18 protein-coding genes are annotated in these 16,641 nt (G+C 63.5%); 5 read left to right on the top strand and 13 right to left on the bottom strand.

Annotated elements, in window-relative coordinates:
- Positions 1-14: 14 nt before the first annotated feature.
- Entirely contained in the window at positions 15-215 is a 201-nt protein-coding gene (locus METH_RS02860; protein WP_024088902.1) for a hypothetical protein, read from the top strand.
- Here the strand turns inward: METH_RS02860 and lfb1 are convergent.
- Positions 205-555, bottom strand: a complete 351-nt coding sequence (gene lfb1 / locus METH_RS02855; RefSeq protein WP_044008537.1) for an LIC10280 family protein — start codon at positions 553-555, stop codon at positions 205-207. The genes METH_RS02860 and lfb1 overlap by 11 nt on opposite strands.
- 240 nt (positions 556-795) lie before the next feature.
- Between lfb1 and METH_RS02845 the strand changes: the two genes are divergently transcribed.
- Positions 796-1,272, top strand: coding sequence for a YHS domain-containing (seleno)protein (locus METH_RS02845; protein ID WP_024088899.1), 477 nt, complete (start codon positions 796-798; stop codon positions 1,270-1,272).
- A 252-nt stretch (positions 1,273-1,524) separates the two neighbouring features.
- Here the strand turns inward: METH_RS02845 and METH_RS02840 are convergent, their stop codons facing one another.
- From METH_RS02840 to METH_RS02820, 5 genes are all read right to left on the bottom strand, one after another.
- Positions 1,525-2,265, bottom strand: coding sequence for a GGDEF domain-containing protein (locus METH_RS02840; RefSeq protein WP_024088898.1), 741 nt, complete (start codon positions 2,263-2,265; stop codon positions 1,525-1,527).
- A gap of 73 nt (positions 2,266-2,338) precedes the next feature.
- Positions 2,339-3,709, bottom strand: a complete 1,371-nt coding sequence (locus METH_RS02835) for a glutamate--cysteine ligase (RefSeq protein WP_024088897.1) — start codon at positions 3,707-3,709, stop codon at positions 2,339-2,341.
- Between the two features lie 65 nt (positions 3,710-3,774).
- On the bottom strand, positions 3,775-4,302 hold the full coding sequence (locus METH_RS02830) for a hypothetical protein (RefSeq protein ID WP_024088896.1): 528 nt from the start codon (positions 4,300-4,302) through the stop codon (positions 3,775-3,777).
- Positions 4,299-5,279 carry a hypothetical protein gene (locus METH_RS02825; protein ID WP_024088895.1) on the bottom strand — a complete coding sequence of 327 codons (981 nt, stop codon included), beginning with the start codon at positions 5,277-5,279 and terminating at the stop codon, positions 4,299-4,301. The genes METH_RS02830 and METH_RS02825 overlap by 4 nt, the downstream gene beginning before the upstream one ends.
- Positions 5,279-6,004, bottom strand: coding sequence for a 16S rRNA (uracil(1498)-N(3))-methyltransferase (locus tag METH_RS02820; RefSeq protein WP_024088894.1), 726 nt, complete (start codon positions 6,002-6,004; stop codon positions 5,279-5,281). The genes METH_RS02825 and METH_RS02820 overlap by 1 nt, the downstream gene beginning before the upstream one ends.
- Before the next feature lie 12 nt (positions 6,005-6,016).
- On the opposite strand from METH_RS02820, the gene ubiA reads away from it, so the two are divergent.
- From ubiA to METH_RS02805, 3 genes are read left to right on the top strand one after another with little or no spacing between them, the layout of a single operon-like run.
- On the top strand, positions 6,017-6,979 hold the full coding sequence (gene ubiA, locus METH_RS02815; protein ID WP_024088893.1) for a 4-hydroxybenzoate octaprenyltransferase: 963 nt from the start codon (positions 6,017-6,019) through the stop codon (positions 6,977-6,979).
- Positions 6,980-7,039: 60 nt separating this feature from the next.
- Positions 7,040-8,929: an OmpA family protein gene (locus METH_RS02810; protein WP_024088892.1), complete on the top strand. Its 1,890-nt coding sequence runs from the start codon at positions 7,040-7,042 to the stop codon at positions 8,927-8,929.
- A complete protein-coding gene (locus tag METH_RS02805; protein ID WP_024088891.1) occupies positions 8,929-9,243 on the top strand; it encodes a hypothetical protein in 315 nt (104 codons plus the stop codon). The genes METH_RS02810 and METH_RS02805 overlap by 1 nt, the downstream gene beginning before the upstream one ends.
- A gap of 343 nt (positions 9,244-9,586) precedes the next feature.
- Here METH_RS02805 and METH_RS02800 read toward each other — a convergent pair whose 3' ends face one another.
- From METH_RS02800 to METH_RS02760, 7 genes are all read right to left on the bottom strand, one after another.
- Positions 9,587-10,033 (bottom strand): molybdenum cofactor biosynthesis protein MoaE, encoded by a 447-nt coding sequence (locus METH_RS02800; protein WP_024088890.1) that lies wholly within the window; start codon positions 10,031-10,033, stop codon positions 9,587-9,589.
- 4 nt (positions 10,034-10,037) lie between these two features.
- The gene (gene moaD / locus METH_RS02795; protein ID WP_024088889.1) at positions 10,038-10,283 is read right to left on the bottom strand and encodes a molybdopterin converting factor subunit 1; all 246 of its coding nucleotides are present in this window, start codon (positions 10,281-10,283) and stop codon (positions 10,038-10,040) included.
- Complete coding sequence (gene pgsA / locus METH_RS02790; RefSeq protein ID WP_024088888.1) at positions 10,283-10,954, bottom strand: CDP-diacylglycerol--glycerol-3-phosphate 3-phosphatidyltransferase; 672 nt, start codon at positions 10,952-10,954, stop codon at positions 10,283-10,285. The genes moaD and pgsA overlap by 1 nt, the downstream gene beginning before the upstream one ends.
- Before the next feature lie 430 nt (positions 10,955-11,384).
- Complete coding sequence (uvrC, locus tag METH_RS02780; RefSeq protein ID WP_024088886.1) at positions 11,385-13,274, bottom strand: excinuclease ABC subunit UvrC; 1,890 nt, start codon at positions 13,272-13,274, stop codon at positions 11,385-11,387.
- A gap of 311 nt (positions 13,275-13,585) precedes the next feature.
- Positions 13,586-14,362, bottom strand: coding sequence for an SDR family oxidoreductase (locus METH_RS02775; protein WP_024088885.1), 777 nt, complete (start codon positions 14,360-14,362; stop codon positions 13,586-13,588).
- A 33-nt stretch (positions 14,363-14,395) separates the two neighbouring features.
- A complete protein-coding gene (locus METH_RS02770; protein WP_024088884.1) occupies positions 14,396-15,352 on the bottom strand; it encodes a calcium/sodium antiporter in 957 nt (318 codons plus the stop codon).
- Positions 15,353-15,523: 171 nt separating this feature from the next.
- Positions 15,524-16,321, bottom strand: a complete 798-nt coding sequence (locus METH_RS02760; RefSeq protein ID WP_024088882.1) for a S49 family peptidase — start codon at positions 16,319-16,321, stop codon at positions 15,524-15,526.
- Between the last annotated feature and the right edge of the window lie 320 nt (positions 16,322-16,641).

Here is a 16,641-nt window from a genome sequence, read left to right as displayed (position 1 = left end):
GTTTCCGGCGGCCTATGATGCGCTGCTTCCGGGCGCCTTTATCGGTGCTGGGGCCCGGCAGCAAGGCCCGGCAGCTGGCAGCCCATGAACTTGGCGGCAGGGATTACATCAGCCTCAGCCTGTACCGGCTGGCCGCCGGCCTGCGGCTGAAACCCTGCGGCTTGCCCGAGGATAAAGCTTTTCGCTTCGTACTGGCGCTGAACCTTACGGAATAAGACGCTCCAGCGCGCGGCCGTTGCCCCAGGTGCCGTGCAACTCACCGCTGGGCATCCGTACATAGACCACCGGATGGGTCTGACCCCAGTTCACCCAGATCACATCACCGTTGCGCGAACCGCTGCCGGAATAAGATTGGCCGGCAATTCGCCACTGCATCTCCACTGCCCCGTCATTGTCCTGAATCTGCACGGTACCGGAATAACTGCTGCCGTCGGGGTTACGCCCCTCCGCGCGATAAACACCGCTGACGCTTTGCGCACAGGCCGGGGCTGCAAAGAGAGCAAAAGCTGTCAGCCCGCTCAGGATCGCGCGGCGGCTGGGTAATGCACGTGTCATTCTCATCTCCATTTTGGCTGCGGCCACTGTGACTGCCGCGAACCATTCTGTCACCTGCCCTGCGCAGGTTTGCACAGCGACACACCGCCGGCCGCACATTCAAATTGAGTTGTTTTGAACGTGATCGCCCGGCCCTCCACATCAGTGCCGTGACCCGCAGCAAACCGCGGCACAATTTGTGAAACTTCAGCCGGGCGCAAATTTTCTGCAGTCCCGGCCGGGATCGAAAGGACGGGATCCATGAACAAAGTAAAAGCTCTGGTGAGCGGTGTGGCGCTTTCAGTTGCTCTGGCGACTTCTGCTATGGCCGCTGGCGTAGAACTCAACGCATCCTCAACCGGGCTTGCCCTGCAGGGATACGATCCGGTTGCGTATTTCACCGTCGGGGAACCGACCCCGGGCAACTGGAAAATCACCGCATCCCACAATGACGCGATGTACCGGTTCGCCTCGGAAGAGAACAAAGCCGAATTTGAAAAGAACCCGGAAGCCTATCTGCCGGCATACGGCGGATACTGCGCGTTCGGCGCCGCCATGGGCTTTAAGTTCGACGGCGATCCGACGCTTTGGAAGATTGTCGACGACAAACTGTATTTGAACCTCGCAAAAGACATTCAGACCCGCTGGGAAGGCGACATCCCGGGCTTCATCGAGAAGGCCGATGTGAACTGGGACGATATTGCGGACAAAGACCCGGCCGCGCTGCAGGCGCAATAAGGCCTGGGCCGCCACTCACCTGCGGACAGCCGGCGGCAAGGCGACTTGCCGCCGGTTTTCCTTTATCCAGGCGCGGCTGATATGTCCTGGATTTCTGTCTTTACAGAAATTTCGGAATGCCATGATGAAACTGCGGCCTGCCCTGCAGAGTTTGGTCCTTCATGCCAGCGAGATAGGCTTCAGCCGCAGGGGCTGGTCAAGGTCAGCCGCAAGCCGCCTGCCGCCGGCGCCCTGGCAGGATCCCGCGGACCGTTACATCCGGCCGGTCGACTTCACCTGATTGCGGCCGCTGTTCTTAGCTGCATAAAGCGCTTCATCCGCCTCGCGCAGCACTGCCTCAACCGTCCGGCTGCCGTCATGATAGCCAAGCCCGATCGAGACGGAGCATAAAAGGCTCTCAGCCCCAACGGACAGGGCGTGCGCTCCAACGGCTTGACGGATCTCCTCGGCCTTGTGCATTGCGGCCTGCAGAGACACATCCGGCATCCAGGCGACAAACTCCTCGCCGCCAAAGCGGGCCGCGATGCCACCGGGCTGGACGCCTGCTTTCAGAACACCGGCCACAAAGCGGATGACCTCGTCGCCGGCCTGATGGCCGTGTGTGTCATTGATCGATTTAAACCGGTCGATGTCCGCCAGCAGAAAGCTGCCCTTGAAATTACCGCCCAGCCCGGCGATCAACCGGAAGAAATGATCGCGGCTGTACAGCGACGTCATCTGGTCATGCGCCGCCAAGTTCATCAGCTTTTCATTAAGCACGTGGATTTCAAGCAGCCGGCACGCCGCCCAGTATGAGGCAACAGGTGCAATAAGCAGCGGCGCCAGCGTCGAAGGCACCAGGGCCGCCCGGCTCAGCCCTTCGGGTGCTGTCAGACCGGTCACCGCCCAGGACACAGCCACGGAAACAACAGTCATACAGGCAACAAAATACCATTTCTGGCCGTTGGTTCTGATCGCTAGCATGAAGTCCCCGAAGCTGTCCCCAGGGATCATTCTGGTGCAGTGTTTTTTGCCAAAAGACAATGTATCAAAAGTATAGACCGCCCGGACGGGCCGCCTCTGCAGGTCAATAAGCAAACTCACTGTAGATCCGGCTGAGGTCTTCCCCCCAGGCGCCGTTATAGCGCGCCAGCAACTCATCCGCCGGGACCTTGCCGCTGTCCAGGCTGTCTTTCAGCGCATTCAGGAAATGGGTTTCATCCGGCACCAGCCCGCCGGCGCCGGGCTTATGCCGGGCTTTCAGGCCGCTCTCCGAAATCGCCACCACCTCGCGCGCCAGCTCATGCATGCTGATGCCGCCGACCCTGGCCTGCAGCCCCTGTTCGGAGGCCGCCACACGCAGGTCTTCACGGGTTTCCGCGTCCCAGCCCTTGACCAGATCCCAGGCCGCATCCAGCGCAGACTGGTCATAGGTCAGGCCCACCCAGAAGGCCGGCAGCGCACAAAGCCGCCGCCAGGGGCCGCCGTCGGCACCGCGCATCTCGATGAACTTCTTCACCCGGGCCTCGGGGAAAACAGTGGTCAGGTGGTCGGCCCAGTCGGACAGGGTCGGTGTTTCACCCGGCAAGGCCGGCAGCTCGCCCTTGAGGAAGTCGCGGAACGACATGCCCAGCGCGTTGATGTATTCGCCGTTGCGGTAGACAAAATACATCGGCACATCCAGCGCGTACTGCACCCAGGCCTCAAAGCCGAAGCCCTCGTCGAAGACAAAGGGCAGCATGCCGGTGCGGGCGTCATCCAGATTGCGCCAGACCAGCCCGCGGGTGGATTTCACCCCGTTGGGCTTGCCGTCCAGAAAGGGCGAATTGGCAAACAGCGCATTGGCCACCGGCTGCAGCGCCAGCGCCACCCGCATCTTCTGCACCATGTCGGCCTCGGTCGAGAAATCGAGGTTCACCTGCACGGTGCAGGTGCGGCGCATCATGGTGGTGCCCATGGTGCCGACCTTCTGCATGTAGCTGTCCATCAGCTTGTAGCGGCCCTTGGGCATCAAGGGCATGTCCTCGTGCTTCCAGATCGGGGCCGCCCCCAGACCGATGAAGCCGACGCCGATCTTGTCGGCGATGTCCTTGACGTCGCGCAGGTGCGCGTTCACCTCGTCACAGGTCTCGTGAATGGTCTCCAGCGGCGCGCCGGACAGTTCCAGCTGGCCGCCGGGTTCCAGGCTGATGTTGGCGCCGCCCTTGGTCAGCCCGATCAGGTTGCCGCCCTCGATCAGCGGATCCCAGCCGTGGCCGTCGCGCAGCCCTTCCAGCACCGCCTGAATCGAGCGTTCCCCGGCATAGGGCAGCGGCTTCAGCGTATCCTTGCAGAAGCCGAACTTCTCATGCTCGGTGCCGATGCGCCAGTCTTCCTTGGGCTTGCAGCCATCAGCAAGATATTCGGCAAGCTGTTCGTGGCGTTCGATCGGTCCGCCGCCGGACTGGGGAATGGACATGCCTGGCACTCCGTCCTGTTAGGTCTGTCATGAAGGGTCAGTCGTGGGCGGAATCGCCGCCGGTGTCAATGCAGCCGCTGATGTTCCGGCCGACTCGAGGAACGCTCCCAGATCACGACCTGGTGAGGGCCGCGGCGGCGAAGTTCGGTCAGCATCCGCTCGGTTTTGAGGCCCGGAAGAGCGGCAAAGACGTCAAACAGCGCTTCATAGCCTTCGGCATTCACCGGGATCGCCAGCGGTGGCTGGCCGGGTTGTTCCAGCAGCCAATGCGGCGGTTTGGAGGATTGATCCAGCGCCAGCCGTTCCAATTCGGACGCGGCCACTGCGCCGCCGGTGAGCGGCCCGAAATAGGCGATCTGCCCCTCGTCCACCTGCACCACCCCGGGGCCGCCGGTGCCGCGCCGGAAGCGCATCCGCTGAGCGCCGATAACAGCAGTCACCAGCCCGGTTGCGATCAGCGCCCAGCCGGTGATGGCGGTGATGCCAAAGGAGGTGAAGGCCCATTTCAGGCCCAGGAGGGTCATCAGCGCGGCGCCGATGACCTCGCGCCATTGCCACAGGGCGGTGCGGGCTTCGGGACGGATGAAACTCACGGCACGATCCTCCTGCCCTGTCGCAGGTCCTTGAGGAACCCTTGAATCCTCGCATGTCTGATTCTCATGCGCCGCACACGTTTTATTTTCTTGGCGTACATTCGAAGAAAGGTCAGACCGATGAAGAAGACCAGAAAGCTCTCCGCCTCTTCTTCCGGAGCATTACTGCGCGCCAAAAACTGGCGCAGCTCAGCCTCATCCAGGCCATAGATCAGCGAGCCATCCAAGTCTTTGCTCTGGAAGTCTTTGGACACCAGGAAAATAGCGGCTTGACGGGACCTGAAGAAGGTTCCGCTGCGATGTATGTCAATTGCGGCGACACCGCCGTCCGGCCGTAGAATCAGGTTGCGTGGCGCGAAATCCGGGTGGCCTGGTCCTCTGAGGGCGGGCCGTTCGCCAAATTCCGCCAGCATCTGCAGCAACTCGTCGCCCAGTTCGGCCAAAAGCGAAGCGTCTGGATGATCCGTTGAAGCGGCCAGAACGGAGTTGATCTCCGCTGTAAACCGGTCTGCCGGGAGGGCGGTTGCGGCAATTTTGCCCTGACCGGCCCAGTCTTGCCAGGCGCAGCAGCGCCGGATCACATCAGACCGGTTTGCCGCGGATTGCTTGAGCAACTGGTCAACCGGCGTGCCGGGCTCGAAACTCACCACCATCAAGCCCAGATGGCCGGAGCTGGCAAAATACTTGTTCACCGAATATTTCTCGTGGCCGCCCAGATCGTCAAAGCGCTTCAGTGCATGAACGGTTCCACCAACAAAATGGAGGCGTGTGCCCCTGTCCCAGAATTTCTTGACGACCACCGGCTCCGTTCCGCGGTAGCCACGAAACACAGAAGCCTCCTTGGAGGTCTTCAGAGTGCTTTCCAGCGTGATGCCGCCGAACGGCCATTTCAGCAGCGCCTGCCGCTGCACCCGCTTCATCTGACGCGCGGCATCTTTCGGCACGGCAATCTGCGGCAAGCGCAACACCCCGCCCATCACCAGTCCCCCAGTGCTTGCTGCCACAGGGTCATCGCCGCCACCGCGGCGGTGTCGGCGCGCAATATGCGGGGGCCAAGGCTGACCACATGGGACTGCGGATGATTGTGCAGCCGCTTGCGTTCGGCCTCCGAGAATCCGCCCTCAGGGCCGATGAGGATGGCCCAGGGCGCGTTTTTCTGCGTCTCTGCCGCCAATTGCAGCGTGTTGCCCGCTTCCGCCTCGTCGCAGAACATCAGCTCGCGCCCGGCGGGCCATTGATCCAGCAGGCGCGGGAGCTTCTGCAGCTCCGCCACGTCCGGCACATAAGTGCCGCCGCATTGCTCGGCCGCCTCAACCGCATGGGCCTGCAGCCGGTCCTGGCGGATGCGTTCGGAATTGGTGAACTCGGTCTGCACCGGCAGGATGCGGGCCGCGCCCATCTCAGCCGCTTTTTCGACAATGAAATCGGTGCGCGCCTTCTTGATCGGGGCAAACATCAGCCACAGGTCCGGCGGCAGCTGCAAAGGTTTGCTCTGCTCCTGGCAGACCAGCGTACCGCCGCGCTTACCGGCCTCGGCGACCCCGGCCTGCCATTCGCCATCGCGGCCATTGAACAGCGCCACAGGGGCTCCATCCGCCAGCCGCATCACCCCGAACAGGTAATGCGCCTGATCACGATCCAAGGGAACCGATTGCCCTGCCCCCAAGGGGTGCTCTACATACAGTCTGATTTTTGCACTCATGAGGTCCTACATATGCAAGGTCAGAAGCCAGCGCCAGAGGGTCAGGTCGCGGATGCGGTCACCGGAAACTGGGTCGACACCTATGCCCCGGAATGGACGCGGCCCTATCTGCGCCTCAGCCGCGCCGACCGGCCGATCGGCACCTGGCTCTTGCTGATCCCCTGCTGGTGGGGGCTGGCGCTGGCGATCCTGTCCGATCAGAGCCCGCGCTGGCAGGATCTGTGGATCGCCATCGGCTGCGCTGCGGGCGCCTGGCTGATGCGCGGCGCGGGCTGCACCTGGAACGACATCACAGACCGCAACATCGACGGCCAGGTGGAGCGCACCCGCTCGCGCCCGATCCCCGCGGGCCAGGTCACGGTCAAGGGCGCGCTGGCCTGGATGGGGCTTCAATGCCTGGCAGGGCTGATGATCCTTCTGACCTTCAACCAGGCGGCCATTGCCATGGGCATCCTGTCGCTGCTGCCGGTCGCGGTCTACCCCTTTGCCAAGCGCTTTACCTGGTGGCCGCAGATCTTCCTCGGGCTGGCCTTCAACTGGGGAGCGATGCTGGCCTGGGTGGCCCATACCGGCTCCCTCGGCTGGCCGCCGGTGCTGCTGTATCTGGCGGGGATTGCCTGGACGCTGTTCTACGACACCATATATGCCCATCAGGACACCGAGGACGACGCCCTGATCGGGGTGAAATCCACCGCCCGGCTGTTTGGCTCTGATACCCCGATGTGGCTGCGCCGGTTCATTGTCGCCTTTGTCAGCCTGATGGCGCTGGCCGTGATCCTGGCGGTTCAGGACAGCGCCTCGGTGCTGGCGCTGGTGCTGGCGCTGGCCGCGCCATGGGCAATGGGCTGGCACCTGACCTGGCAGCTGCGCGCCTTTGACGCAGAACATACACAGCGGTTGCTGCAATTGTTCCGTCTCAACCGCGATACCGGCCTGATTCCGCTGATCTTCTTTGTGCTGGCCATGTTCGTGTGATTGAACCGCAGCCGCGCGCGGGGTAAGAGCCTGTAACGCAAACTGGGAAGATACTGCCATATGCGCCTGTCTAAGCTGTTGATCCCGGGCCTGGCCTTTGCCGCTGCGGCCGGGCTGAGCCTTGTTGCCGCCGGATTTGCCGTCACCGCTGTCGAGCGGAGCACAGAAACAAGTGTGCGCCGGGCGCTGGATGACGGCGGCTATACCTGGGCTGAGGTAACCGCCGACGGGTTGCAGGTGCTGCTGGAAGGCACCGCACCTGATGAAGCCACCCGGTTCTCAGTCAAATCGCGGGTCGGCACGGTTGTCGACGCAGCGCGGATCCTCGATGGCATGGAGGTGCCGCCCGCCAACGGCCTGGCCCCGCCGCGGTTCTCTGCGGAAATTCTGCGCAATGACAGCGGCATCTCGATTATCGGCCTGATTCCCGCAGGATCCGGCCGCGCAGCGCTGGTCAAGCAGCTTGAGGCGCTGGCAGGCCCTGAGAACGTGACCGATCTGCTGGAAACCGCGAAATACACGATCCCCGACGGCTGGCAGGATTCAATGCAGTTTGCGGTCGAAGCGCTGAAGCTGCTGCCGCGCTCAAAAATCTCGGTGGCAGCCGGGGACGTCTCAGTCACCGCCATTTCCGACAGCGAAGAGGCCAAGGCGCGGCTGGAGGAGCAACTCGGCCGCAAGGCTCCGCCGGGGTTGCGGCTGGCGCTCGACATCGCGGCGCCGCGCCCGGTGATCACTCCTTTCACCCTGCGCTTCCTCCTGGGGCCCGACGGTGCAGAATTCGATGCCTGCTCCGCCGAGAGCGAGGAAAGCCGCAACCGTATTCTGGCCGCCGCCCGTAAGGCCGGGCTGCAGGATGACGCGGATTGCGTGATCGGCATGGGCGTGCCCTCGCCCAACTGGGCCCGCGCGGCGGAACTGAGCATTGCCAGCCTGGCCGAACTTGGCGCCGGCGCGGTGACCATTGCCAATGCGGATATCACCCTGGCCGCCGCAGAAGGCACCGACAGCAAGCTGTTCGACCATGTGGCGGGGGAGCTGGAAAACGCCCTCCCCAAGGTCTTTGCGCTGCATGCGGTCCTGCCGGTACCGGAATCCCCGGACGCCGCCGGCATCCCTGAATTCACCGCGACCCTCAGCCCTGAAGGCCAGGTGCAGCTGCGCGGGCGCCTTACCGATGCCGCGCAGCGCACGGTGGCCGACAGCTATGCCAAAGCGCGGTTCGGGTCGGACAATGTGCACACAGCGGCCCGTGTCGTCGCCGACCTGCCTGCTGATTGGCCGGTGCGGGTGCTGGCAGCGCTGGAAGCGCTCTCCTATCTGCAGCGCGGCGCGGTCACTGTAACGCCCGGCAATCTGGAACTGCGCGGCATGAGCTACCGCAAGGACGCCCCGGCTGAAATTGCCGGTTTCCTGTCCGCCAAGCTGGGCGAGGCCGACACCTATGACCTCGACATCACCTATGAAAAGCCGCCCGAACCCAAAGACAAGCCGCTGCCGCCGGAACTGTGCGAGGCGCAGCTCGCCAGCGCCCAGAGCGAAGCCAAGATTGCCTTTGAACCCGGCTCGGCCACAATCGCGGTGCAAAGCACTGGAACCATGGACCGGATCGCAGACGTGCTCGGCCGATGCGGCCCGGTGCGGCTGGAGATCCAGGGCCATACCGACAGCCAGGGCCGCGAAGCGATGAACCAGGAGCTGAGCCAGGCACGCGCCCAGTCGGTGCTGAACGAACTGCGGGCGCGCCGGGTGGTCACCTCCACCTTCGCCGCCAAGGGCTATGGCGAAAGCACGCCGATCGCGGACAACGGCACCGAAGACGGCCGCGAAGCCAACCGCCGCATTGAATTCAAACTGATCCGCCCTGCCGCGGCAGAAGACACTGCAGATACGGGCAACGGCGAACAGGCCGCCGAAAGCGCAGAAGACGCACAGGAGACCACAGAGTAATGAACAGGACAGAGTTCATCATCACCACCGCGATCATCCTGTTCGCGGCCTTTGCGCTTGGCTGGTTCGCCAACTGGCTGGTGCACCGCTTCACCCGGGTGCGGCAAAGCGATGTGGCCGACCTCGACCGGATGAGCCAGGAGCTGCATGAGGCGGAAGAAACCCGCGACCAGGCGATCACCTATCTGCAGCAGCGCGAGGCAGAGCTGACCAACCAGCTGACCCAGACCGAGGCCGAATTGCGCGCCACGATGGACGGGCTGCGCGAAGCCCGCAGGGAAGCCGAAGAGCTGCGCAGCCAGATCCCCCATTGAGCTTGGGGCAGCGGCGCACTCCCGCGCCTGCAGACCGCGCCGGCTGCGCCAGCACCGTCCGGACAGCCTTGGGCGCGGCGCCGTGCCGGCGCACGGCGGCCCCGCTCGCGGCCCTCACGGCGCTCGAGGGGCAAGACGGCTGCAGGCCCCGCGAAGCGGCTTGTCCTTGACGCACCAGCCTGAACAAAATCAGGGCCGGCCTTTAAGGCAGACCTGCTCTTCAAGGCCATCTCAGAAAAAAAAGGCGCAGCGCGCAGCGCGGCGCCGGGCCCAACAGGCGGAAATCATCTTTTGATGATTGAATAACTGGCGGGAGCGCCCCGCGTTGCCCCACTGGCAGGGCTCACCAGCGTTTCAGCGCATCCTCGTCGGCGTCCTTGGCGGCAACCCAATCGGCATCGCCGCCAGTCAGGATTTCCTTTTTCCAGAACGGGGCGCGCGATTTCAGGTAGTCCATCAGGTATTCCGCCGCCTCAAACGCATCCCTGCGGTGGCGGGCGGCAGTTGCGACCATCATGATGCGCTCGCCCGGGGCCAGGCGGCCATACCGGTGGATCACCAGCGCATCCGCCAGCGACCAGCGTGTGCAGGCCTCCTCGGCAATGGCAGTCAGCGCCTTTTCGGTCATGCCCGGATAATGCTCGATCTCCATCGCCTGCAACCGGCCCTGATCCGCATCGCGCACCACGCCGGTAAAGGTCACCACGGCGCCTGCGCCCGCGGCGCCGGCCGCAAAGGCGTCGCCTTCGGCACCCGGCGCGAACGGCGTTTCCTGAACGGAGATCCGCACCGCGTCAGCCCCCGGTCATCGGCGGGAAAAAGGCAACCTCGCGCACGCCGGCCAGCGGCGCATCGAACTCGGACAGCTCCTGATCCAAGGCGACACGCAGGGCAGAAAGATCGGCAAAGGCAGCGGCATAGCGTTCGTCACAGGCGCGCAACTCCTCAACCAGCTCCGCAACGGTGGCAGCCGAAGTCTCCACCTGCTCGCGCGGCAGGCCGATACGTTCGCGCACCCAGGCGAAATACAGAATATCCATCAATGGGCCTCCTTCAGATGCGGCAGCGCCTTGCGCAGGTAATCAGCGCCAGTCATCAGGGTCAGCGCTGCAGCAATCCACAGCAGCCACAAGCCGAGGCGCCCCGTCCAGATCACACCGGCCTCTTTCCAGCGCAGCCCGAACAGATCTTCCAGCTCGCCTGCGATGATCTGGGAGTAGATCTGATCGTCCATGCCAAAGGAAGACATCACAAGGTAGTGCTCAAAGATGCCTTGCGAAAACAGCGTAGCGATGGCGATCATTTGCGCGGTGGTCTTCCATTTGGCCAGTTTGGTCACTTTCAGCGTGCCGGCCGTATCGCCCAGATATTCGCGCAAGCCCGAGACAAACACCTCGCGGAACAGGATCACCGTGGCGGGCAGCACCAGCCAGGGGGTCCAATGCTCGGCAGCATAGCCGACGATAATCATCAGCGCGATCACCACCATCGCCTTGTCGGCAATCGGGTCCAGCATCGCGCCCATCTTGGTTTCCTGCTTCCAGGCCCGCGCCAGGTAGCCGTCGAACCAGTCGGTCACCGCCGCGGTGATAAACAGCAGCAGGGCAAACCAGTCCGCATAGGGACGGGAGAAATACAGAAACATCACAGCCAGGCCCGGGGCAGCGACGAGCCTCAGCAGCGTGAGAATATTTGGCAAGGTCCACTTCATGCCGCGCACATTATCCGGCTGTTTCGCAAGAGGAAAGCGGGCTTGATCAAAATTCGGCGATGGGCAGTCCGGGACCGGCCGCGGCAACCGGCGGCATCTGCCCTCTGACGCATGCCGCCCGCATCGCACTCATCCTATGGACGTGTCCAGCAGCGCGCCCTCGGATCCGCCGTCAGCGGCGTATTTGCCTTTGGCGGTGAGGCATTCCAGCTCGGTGGTGGTCAAAAATGCCATATTCTTATTGCCGTGCGGATCCTTCGGCCCCTTGCATCTGAGGCTTTTGGCTATGGCAGGCAGGGTTTTGCCGGACACTGAATAGGTATCGTAAGCAACGGATTTCATGGCGGGGACACAGGCCATATTCCCCCGGGCAGTAAAATGGCTGCCCGGCAGATTTAGCACGACCCCGGCCCGGCCCGGAACGCCGGGCCTACCCCTGCGCGTGGAAGTGGTCGTAAATCCGCTCGGCCAGCGCCTCCGAGATCCCCTCTACGGCCCTGAGGTCGGCCAGATTTGCGCGGCTCACCGCCTTGGCACTGCCGAAATGGGCCAGCAGGGCGCGCTTGCGGGAGGCGCCGACGCCGGGCACCTCGTCCAGCGGTGTTGCACTCATCGCTTTGGCGCGTTTGGCGCGGTGGGTGCCGATGGCGAACCGGTGCGCCTCGTCCCGCATCCGCTGGATAAAGTACAGCACCGGATCGTTGCGCTGCAGGGCAAAGGCGCTTTCACCGGTGCGGTAAAATTCCTCCTTGCCGTGGTCGCGGTCGACGCCTTTGGCAACCCCTACCATCGGGATGTCCTGCACGCCGTGCTCTGCCATGATCTCGGCCACTGCCGAGACCTGCCCGGCACCGCCGTCGATCAGCAGCAGATCCGGCCACAGGCCCTTGTCGCGGTCCGGGTCTTCCTTCAGCAGGCGCGAGAAGCGGCGGTTCAGCACCTCCTTCATCATGCCGAAGTCATCGCCGGGCACCAGGTCATCACCTTTGATGTTGAACTTCCGGTAGGCGTTTTTCATGAACCCGTCCGGCCCCATCACGATCATGCCGCCCACCGCATTGGTGCCTTGGATGTGCGAGTTGTCGTAGACCTCGATCCGCTGCGGCGGGCCTTCCAGCCCGAACGCCTCGGCCAGCCCGCGCAACAGTTTGGCTTGCGTCGCGCTTTCGGCCATGCGGCGGGCCAGGCTTTCACGTGCGTTGCGCACGGCAAAGGCCACCAGCTCGGTCTTTTCGCCGCGCTGGGGTACCAGCAGCTCGACCTTGCGCTCTGCCTTCTCGCTCAGCGCCGCCTCCATCAGATCGGCGTTTTCAACCGCGTCCGACAGGATCAGCTGCCGCGGCGGCTCCTTGTTGCCGTAGAACTGCCCCAGGAAGGCCTCCATGACCTCCGCCGGGCTGTTGTCGGCATCCACCCGCGGATAGAAATCCTGGTTGCCCCAGTTCTGATTGGCGCGGATGAAAAACACCTGCACGCAGGCCTGCCCGCCCTCCATGTGCAGGCCGATCACATCCGCTTCGGCGACGCCGCGCGGGTTGATGCCCTGGCTGGACTGCACTTGGGTCAGCGCTTTGATGCGGTCGCGCAGCGCCGCCGCGCGTTCGAATTCCATCGCCTCCGAGGCGGCCATCATCTGTTCTGCCAGCTCCTCCTGGATCTTGGTGGACCGGCCGGACAGGAACCGTTCGGCGTCGCGCACGCTTTCGGCATAGCCCGCTTCCGAAATCAGTCCTGTGCAGGGCGCCGAGCACCGCTTGATCTGATACTGCAGGCAGGGGCGCGTGCGGGCCTCGAACATCGCATCCGAGCAATTGCGCAGCAGGAACGCCTTTTGCAACTGGTTCAACGTCCGGTTCACAGCGCCTGCACTGGCAAAGGGGCCGAAATAGCTGCCCTTCTGCTTGCGCGCCCCGCGGTGTTTCTTGATCTGCGGAAACCCGTGATCCTTGGCCACCAGAATATTCGGGAAGCTTTTGTCATCGCGCAAGAGCACGTTGTATTTGGGCTTCAGCTGCTTGATCAGGTTCTGTTCCAGCAGCAGCGCCTCGGTTTCCGTCCGAGTGGTCAGGAACATCATCGAGGCTGTAAGCGCGATCATCCGCTCGATCCGCGGACTGTTGCCGGGGCGGCTGTAGTTCGACACCCGGGCCTTGAGGTTGCGCGCCTTGCCGACATACAGCACCCGGCTGTCGGCATCCAGCATCCGGTAAACCCCGGGCGACCCATCCAGTGTTTTGACGTAATCCTGGATCACGGCATAGCCGGTTCTCGGCTTTTCGGCGGGCGAATCCGCGGGGGGGGCAGCGGGCTGGTCAGTCATGTGCCCAGACATATGATTCCCCGCCCCTGGCTGCAATGTTTGCCTGCCCGGATCAAGTGCGGGGAAATCCACCGAAGCTGTGGATAACTACGGAGATATCTTTGGGCTATCCCGCCTTTTCCCTTATTATCTGGTGATTTTGGACGATTGCTTAAAAAATAGGCAATTTGATAAGGTGCTGTTTTGAATGTAAATTAATTCCGACGCCTGTCAAGGCTATGAAAACAAAGACACTTTTGTAACGCTTCCGTGACGGCAGGTGAACCGGTGCAAAACTTTCGGGGAAACAGACGTTCCAGCTCCTGTCTGCGTTATTCCAGCCCGTCGCTGTCCGGGGTCTGCCAGCCCAGGTGCTGGCCGCCATCGGTGCAAATCATCTGCCCCGTAACCGCCTTTGCCTGCAGCAGATAAGACAGCGCAGCTGCGATGTCCCCGGCATCCGCGCCCCGCTGCAGGATCGTTGCTGCGCGCTGGCGGGCAAATTGCTCCTGGCTTTGCCGCGGCCCCTGCAAGGTCGGCCCCGGCCCGATGGCGTTGACCCGGATCCGCGGCGCCAGGGCCTGCGCAGCTGTCTGTGTCAGTGTCCACAGGGCAGACTTCGCCAGCGTGTAGCTCATGAAATCAGGTGTCAGCTTGCGCACCCGCTGGTCGATCATGTTGACCGCCAGCCCCCAGGCGCGCGGCTCACCGCCTGGATCCCGCAGCAGCGGCACCTGCTGCGCAGCCATCGCCTGCAGCAGCACGAAAGGGGCCCGCAGATTGCTGTTCAGATGCCGGTCCCAGCTGTCCCGCGTGGCGGAGGACAGCGTGTCATGCTCGAAAACCGAGGCATTGTTGACAAGGCAGGTGACCGGCCCGCCCAATGCCTCCGCCGCGCGGGGCAGCAGAGCCTGGGCCTGGTCTTCATTTAAGAGATCCGCCTGCAGCACCGCCGCGGTCCGCCCCAGGGCGCGGATCTGCCGCGCTGTATCCGCAGCCTCCTGAGCCGAGGACGCAAAATGGACGGCAACGTCATAGCCGCGCGCGGCCAGCTCCAGCGCCATCGCCCGGCCCAGCCGCCTGCCTGCTCCGGTCACCAATGCCCGCATCTGCTTCTCCCTGCTGCCGCTGCAGTGAAAGAGTTAGAACAGCACCGCCATATACGCCAGATAGAGCGCCGTAAGAATTACCCCCCAGCGGCGGGTGATGTCCTGTTTTAAGAAGACAAAGGGGATCAGCAGCAGCGAGGCCCCCAGCATCACCCAAAGATCGAACCGCAGGAATTCGGGGTCCACACTGATCGGGCCGATAAAAGTGGCGAGGCCGATGATGGCCAGCAGGTTGAACATGTTGGACCCGATCACATTGCCCAGTGCCACATCGGCCTGGCGGCGCATCGCGGCCATCACGGTGGTCGCCAGTTCGGGCAGCGAGGTGCCAACCGCCACCAGGGTCAGGCCGATCACGGTTTCGCTGATCCCGTAGGTGAGGGCAATGATGGTGGCATTGTCGACCAGCAGATCGGCACCCAGCGGCAGACCGATCAGGCCCAGCAGCAGATAGGTGCCGACACGCCAGTAAGGCATGTCCGGATCGGCTTCCTCGATCTCTTCCAGGTCGGCGTCTGCTGCGCAGCTGTTGCCATTGCGCCGGTGGTTGCGCGCTTCGCGAAACGCCACGCCCAGCACCAGGGACAGCGCCGCCAGCAGGATCAGACCTGACCAGACCGTGAAGGTGCCGCAAAAGGCAAGCCCGATGAACAGCACAGAGGCGGCCAGCATGAAGACATAGTTTTTGCGGGTGCTGCACTCGCTGGTGTGCAAGGCCCGCATCAATGCGGGGATGCCGAGCACAAGCAGGATATTGGCGGTGTTGGAGCCGACCACATTGCCCATCGCGATGCCGTCAGCGCCCTCATGCACCGCATTGATGGCAATCAGAAGTTCCGGCGCCGAGGTGCCGAAGGCCACGATCGTCAGGCTGACAATCAGCGCGGGCACCCCCAGCCGCAGGCTGAGGTTCACTGCCCCGCGCACCAGTGCATCGCCTGCCAGCAGCAGGATCACCAGGCCCAGAGCCGAATAAAGCCATGGCATCATTTGCCACGATCTCCTTTTTTGCAGGCACAGGGGCCTTTGCCGATCCGGAAGCGGCCGCAGGAGGGGCAACGCCTGGAATTGATCTGCTTCTGGCCGGGAAACCGCAATTTGCCGAACATGGCCAGCACCGCCATAACCACCAGAAAGAGTGCAACAATCTTGAACAGCACGTCAGAGCCCGAAACGTGCGAATTCGGCACGCTCCTCGATCCCGGCCAGCGCATCCTGCGCGGCCTGCATGCCAATGCGGCTGAGCAGCGGCTTCCTGAGGCCATAGCGGCGGAAGCGGACCTTGTCGCCAAAGTGCTCCTGCATCTTGGGTTTCAAATGGCCGATGCCGTCAATCAGCCCCAGGTCCAAAGCCCTGCGGGCAAGCCAGATCTCGCCTGTGAACAAGTTTTCCTCGCTATGCAGCTTGGCGCCGCGGCGGTCTGTGACATGGTCGATGAAATTGGCATGGATGTCGTTCAGGATCACCTTCAGGCGCTGCACGTCCTCGGGGTTTTCCGGACGGAACGGGTCCAGCATGGCTTTGCTCTCACCGGCGGTATAGACCCGGCGCTCCACCCCCTGGCGGGCCAGCAGCACATGGGCGCCGAAACCGGCGGAGATCACCCCGACCGAGCCCAGCACCGAGCTGGCATCCGCCCAGATTTCATCCGCGGCGGCGGCCAGCCAATAGCCGCCCGAGGCCGCAACGTCTTCGACAAAGGCGTAGACCGGGATGTTCCGCTCTTCCGCCAGGCTGCGGATACGGGCACCGATCAGCGAGCTTTGCACCGGCGAGCCGCCGGGCGAGTTGATTTCCAGCGCCACCGCAGCTGGTTTGCCCTTGCGGAAAGCACGTTCCAGCACCGGCGCCAGGGCCGTATCGCTAAGCGCGCCGCGGCCGGGCATTCCAATGGCGCCATTCAGGCGCACTACTGCCACCAGGGGCTGTCTTTTCAGGAAAGGCAGGCGAAAACTCATGGCGCCGATGTAGAGAGCCGCCCGGAGTGAAACAAGGTGCGCGTCCCGGGGAATTGGCGTGAAATGCAAAATCCGCACAGCCGCGGGCATAAATGCAACGCTGGCATGCTCCCCGCAAATACCCAAAGAGGCTCCCGCCCGTCAGGCCGGCTGCTTGCAACAGCCGCCTTCCCGTTGGGCCGGGCGCCGCGCTGCCGCGCGGCGCAGCGTGCTCTGCCGGTCAAAGACGCGACACCCGGCACGCGCAGCGTGCCGGGCCCAACCGGGAGGGCGCCCAACGGGCACCCGCAGCGGGCGGGAGCCTCCCCCGCCCCGCATCC

This window comes from Leisingera methylohalidivorans DSM 14336 (assembly GCF_000511355.1).
In the GTDB taxonomy this organism is placed as follows: Bacteria; Pseudomonadota; Alphaproteobacteria; order Rhodobacterales; family Rhodobacteraceae; genus Leisingera; species Leisingera methylohalidivorans.
This window is presented reverse-complemented; position numbering and strand designations above follow the sequence as displayed.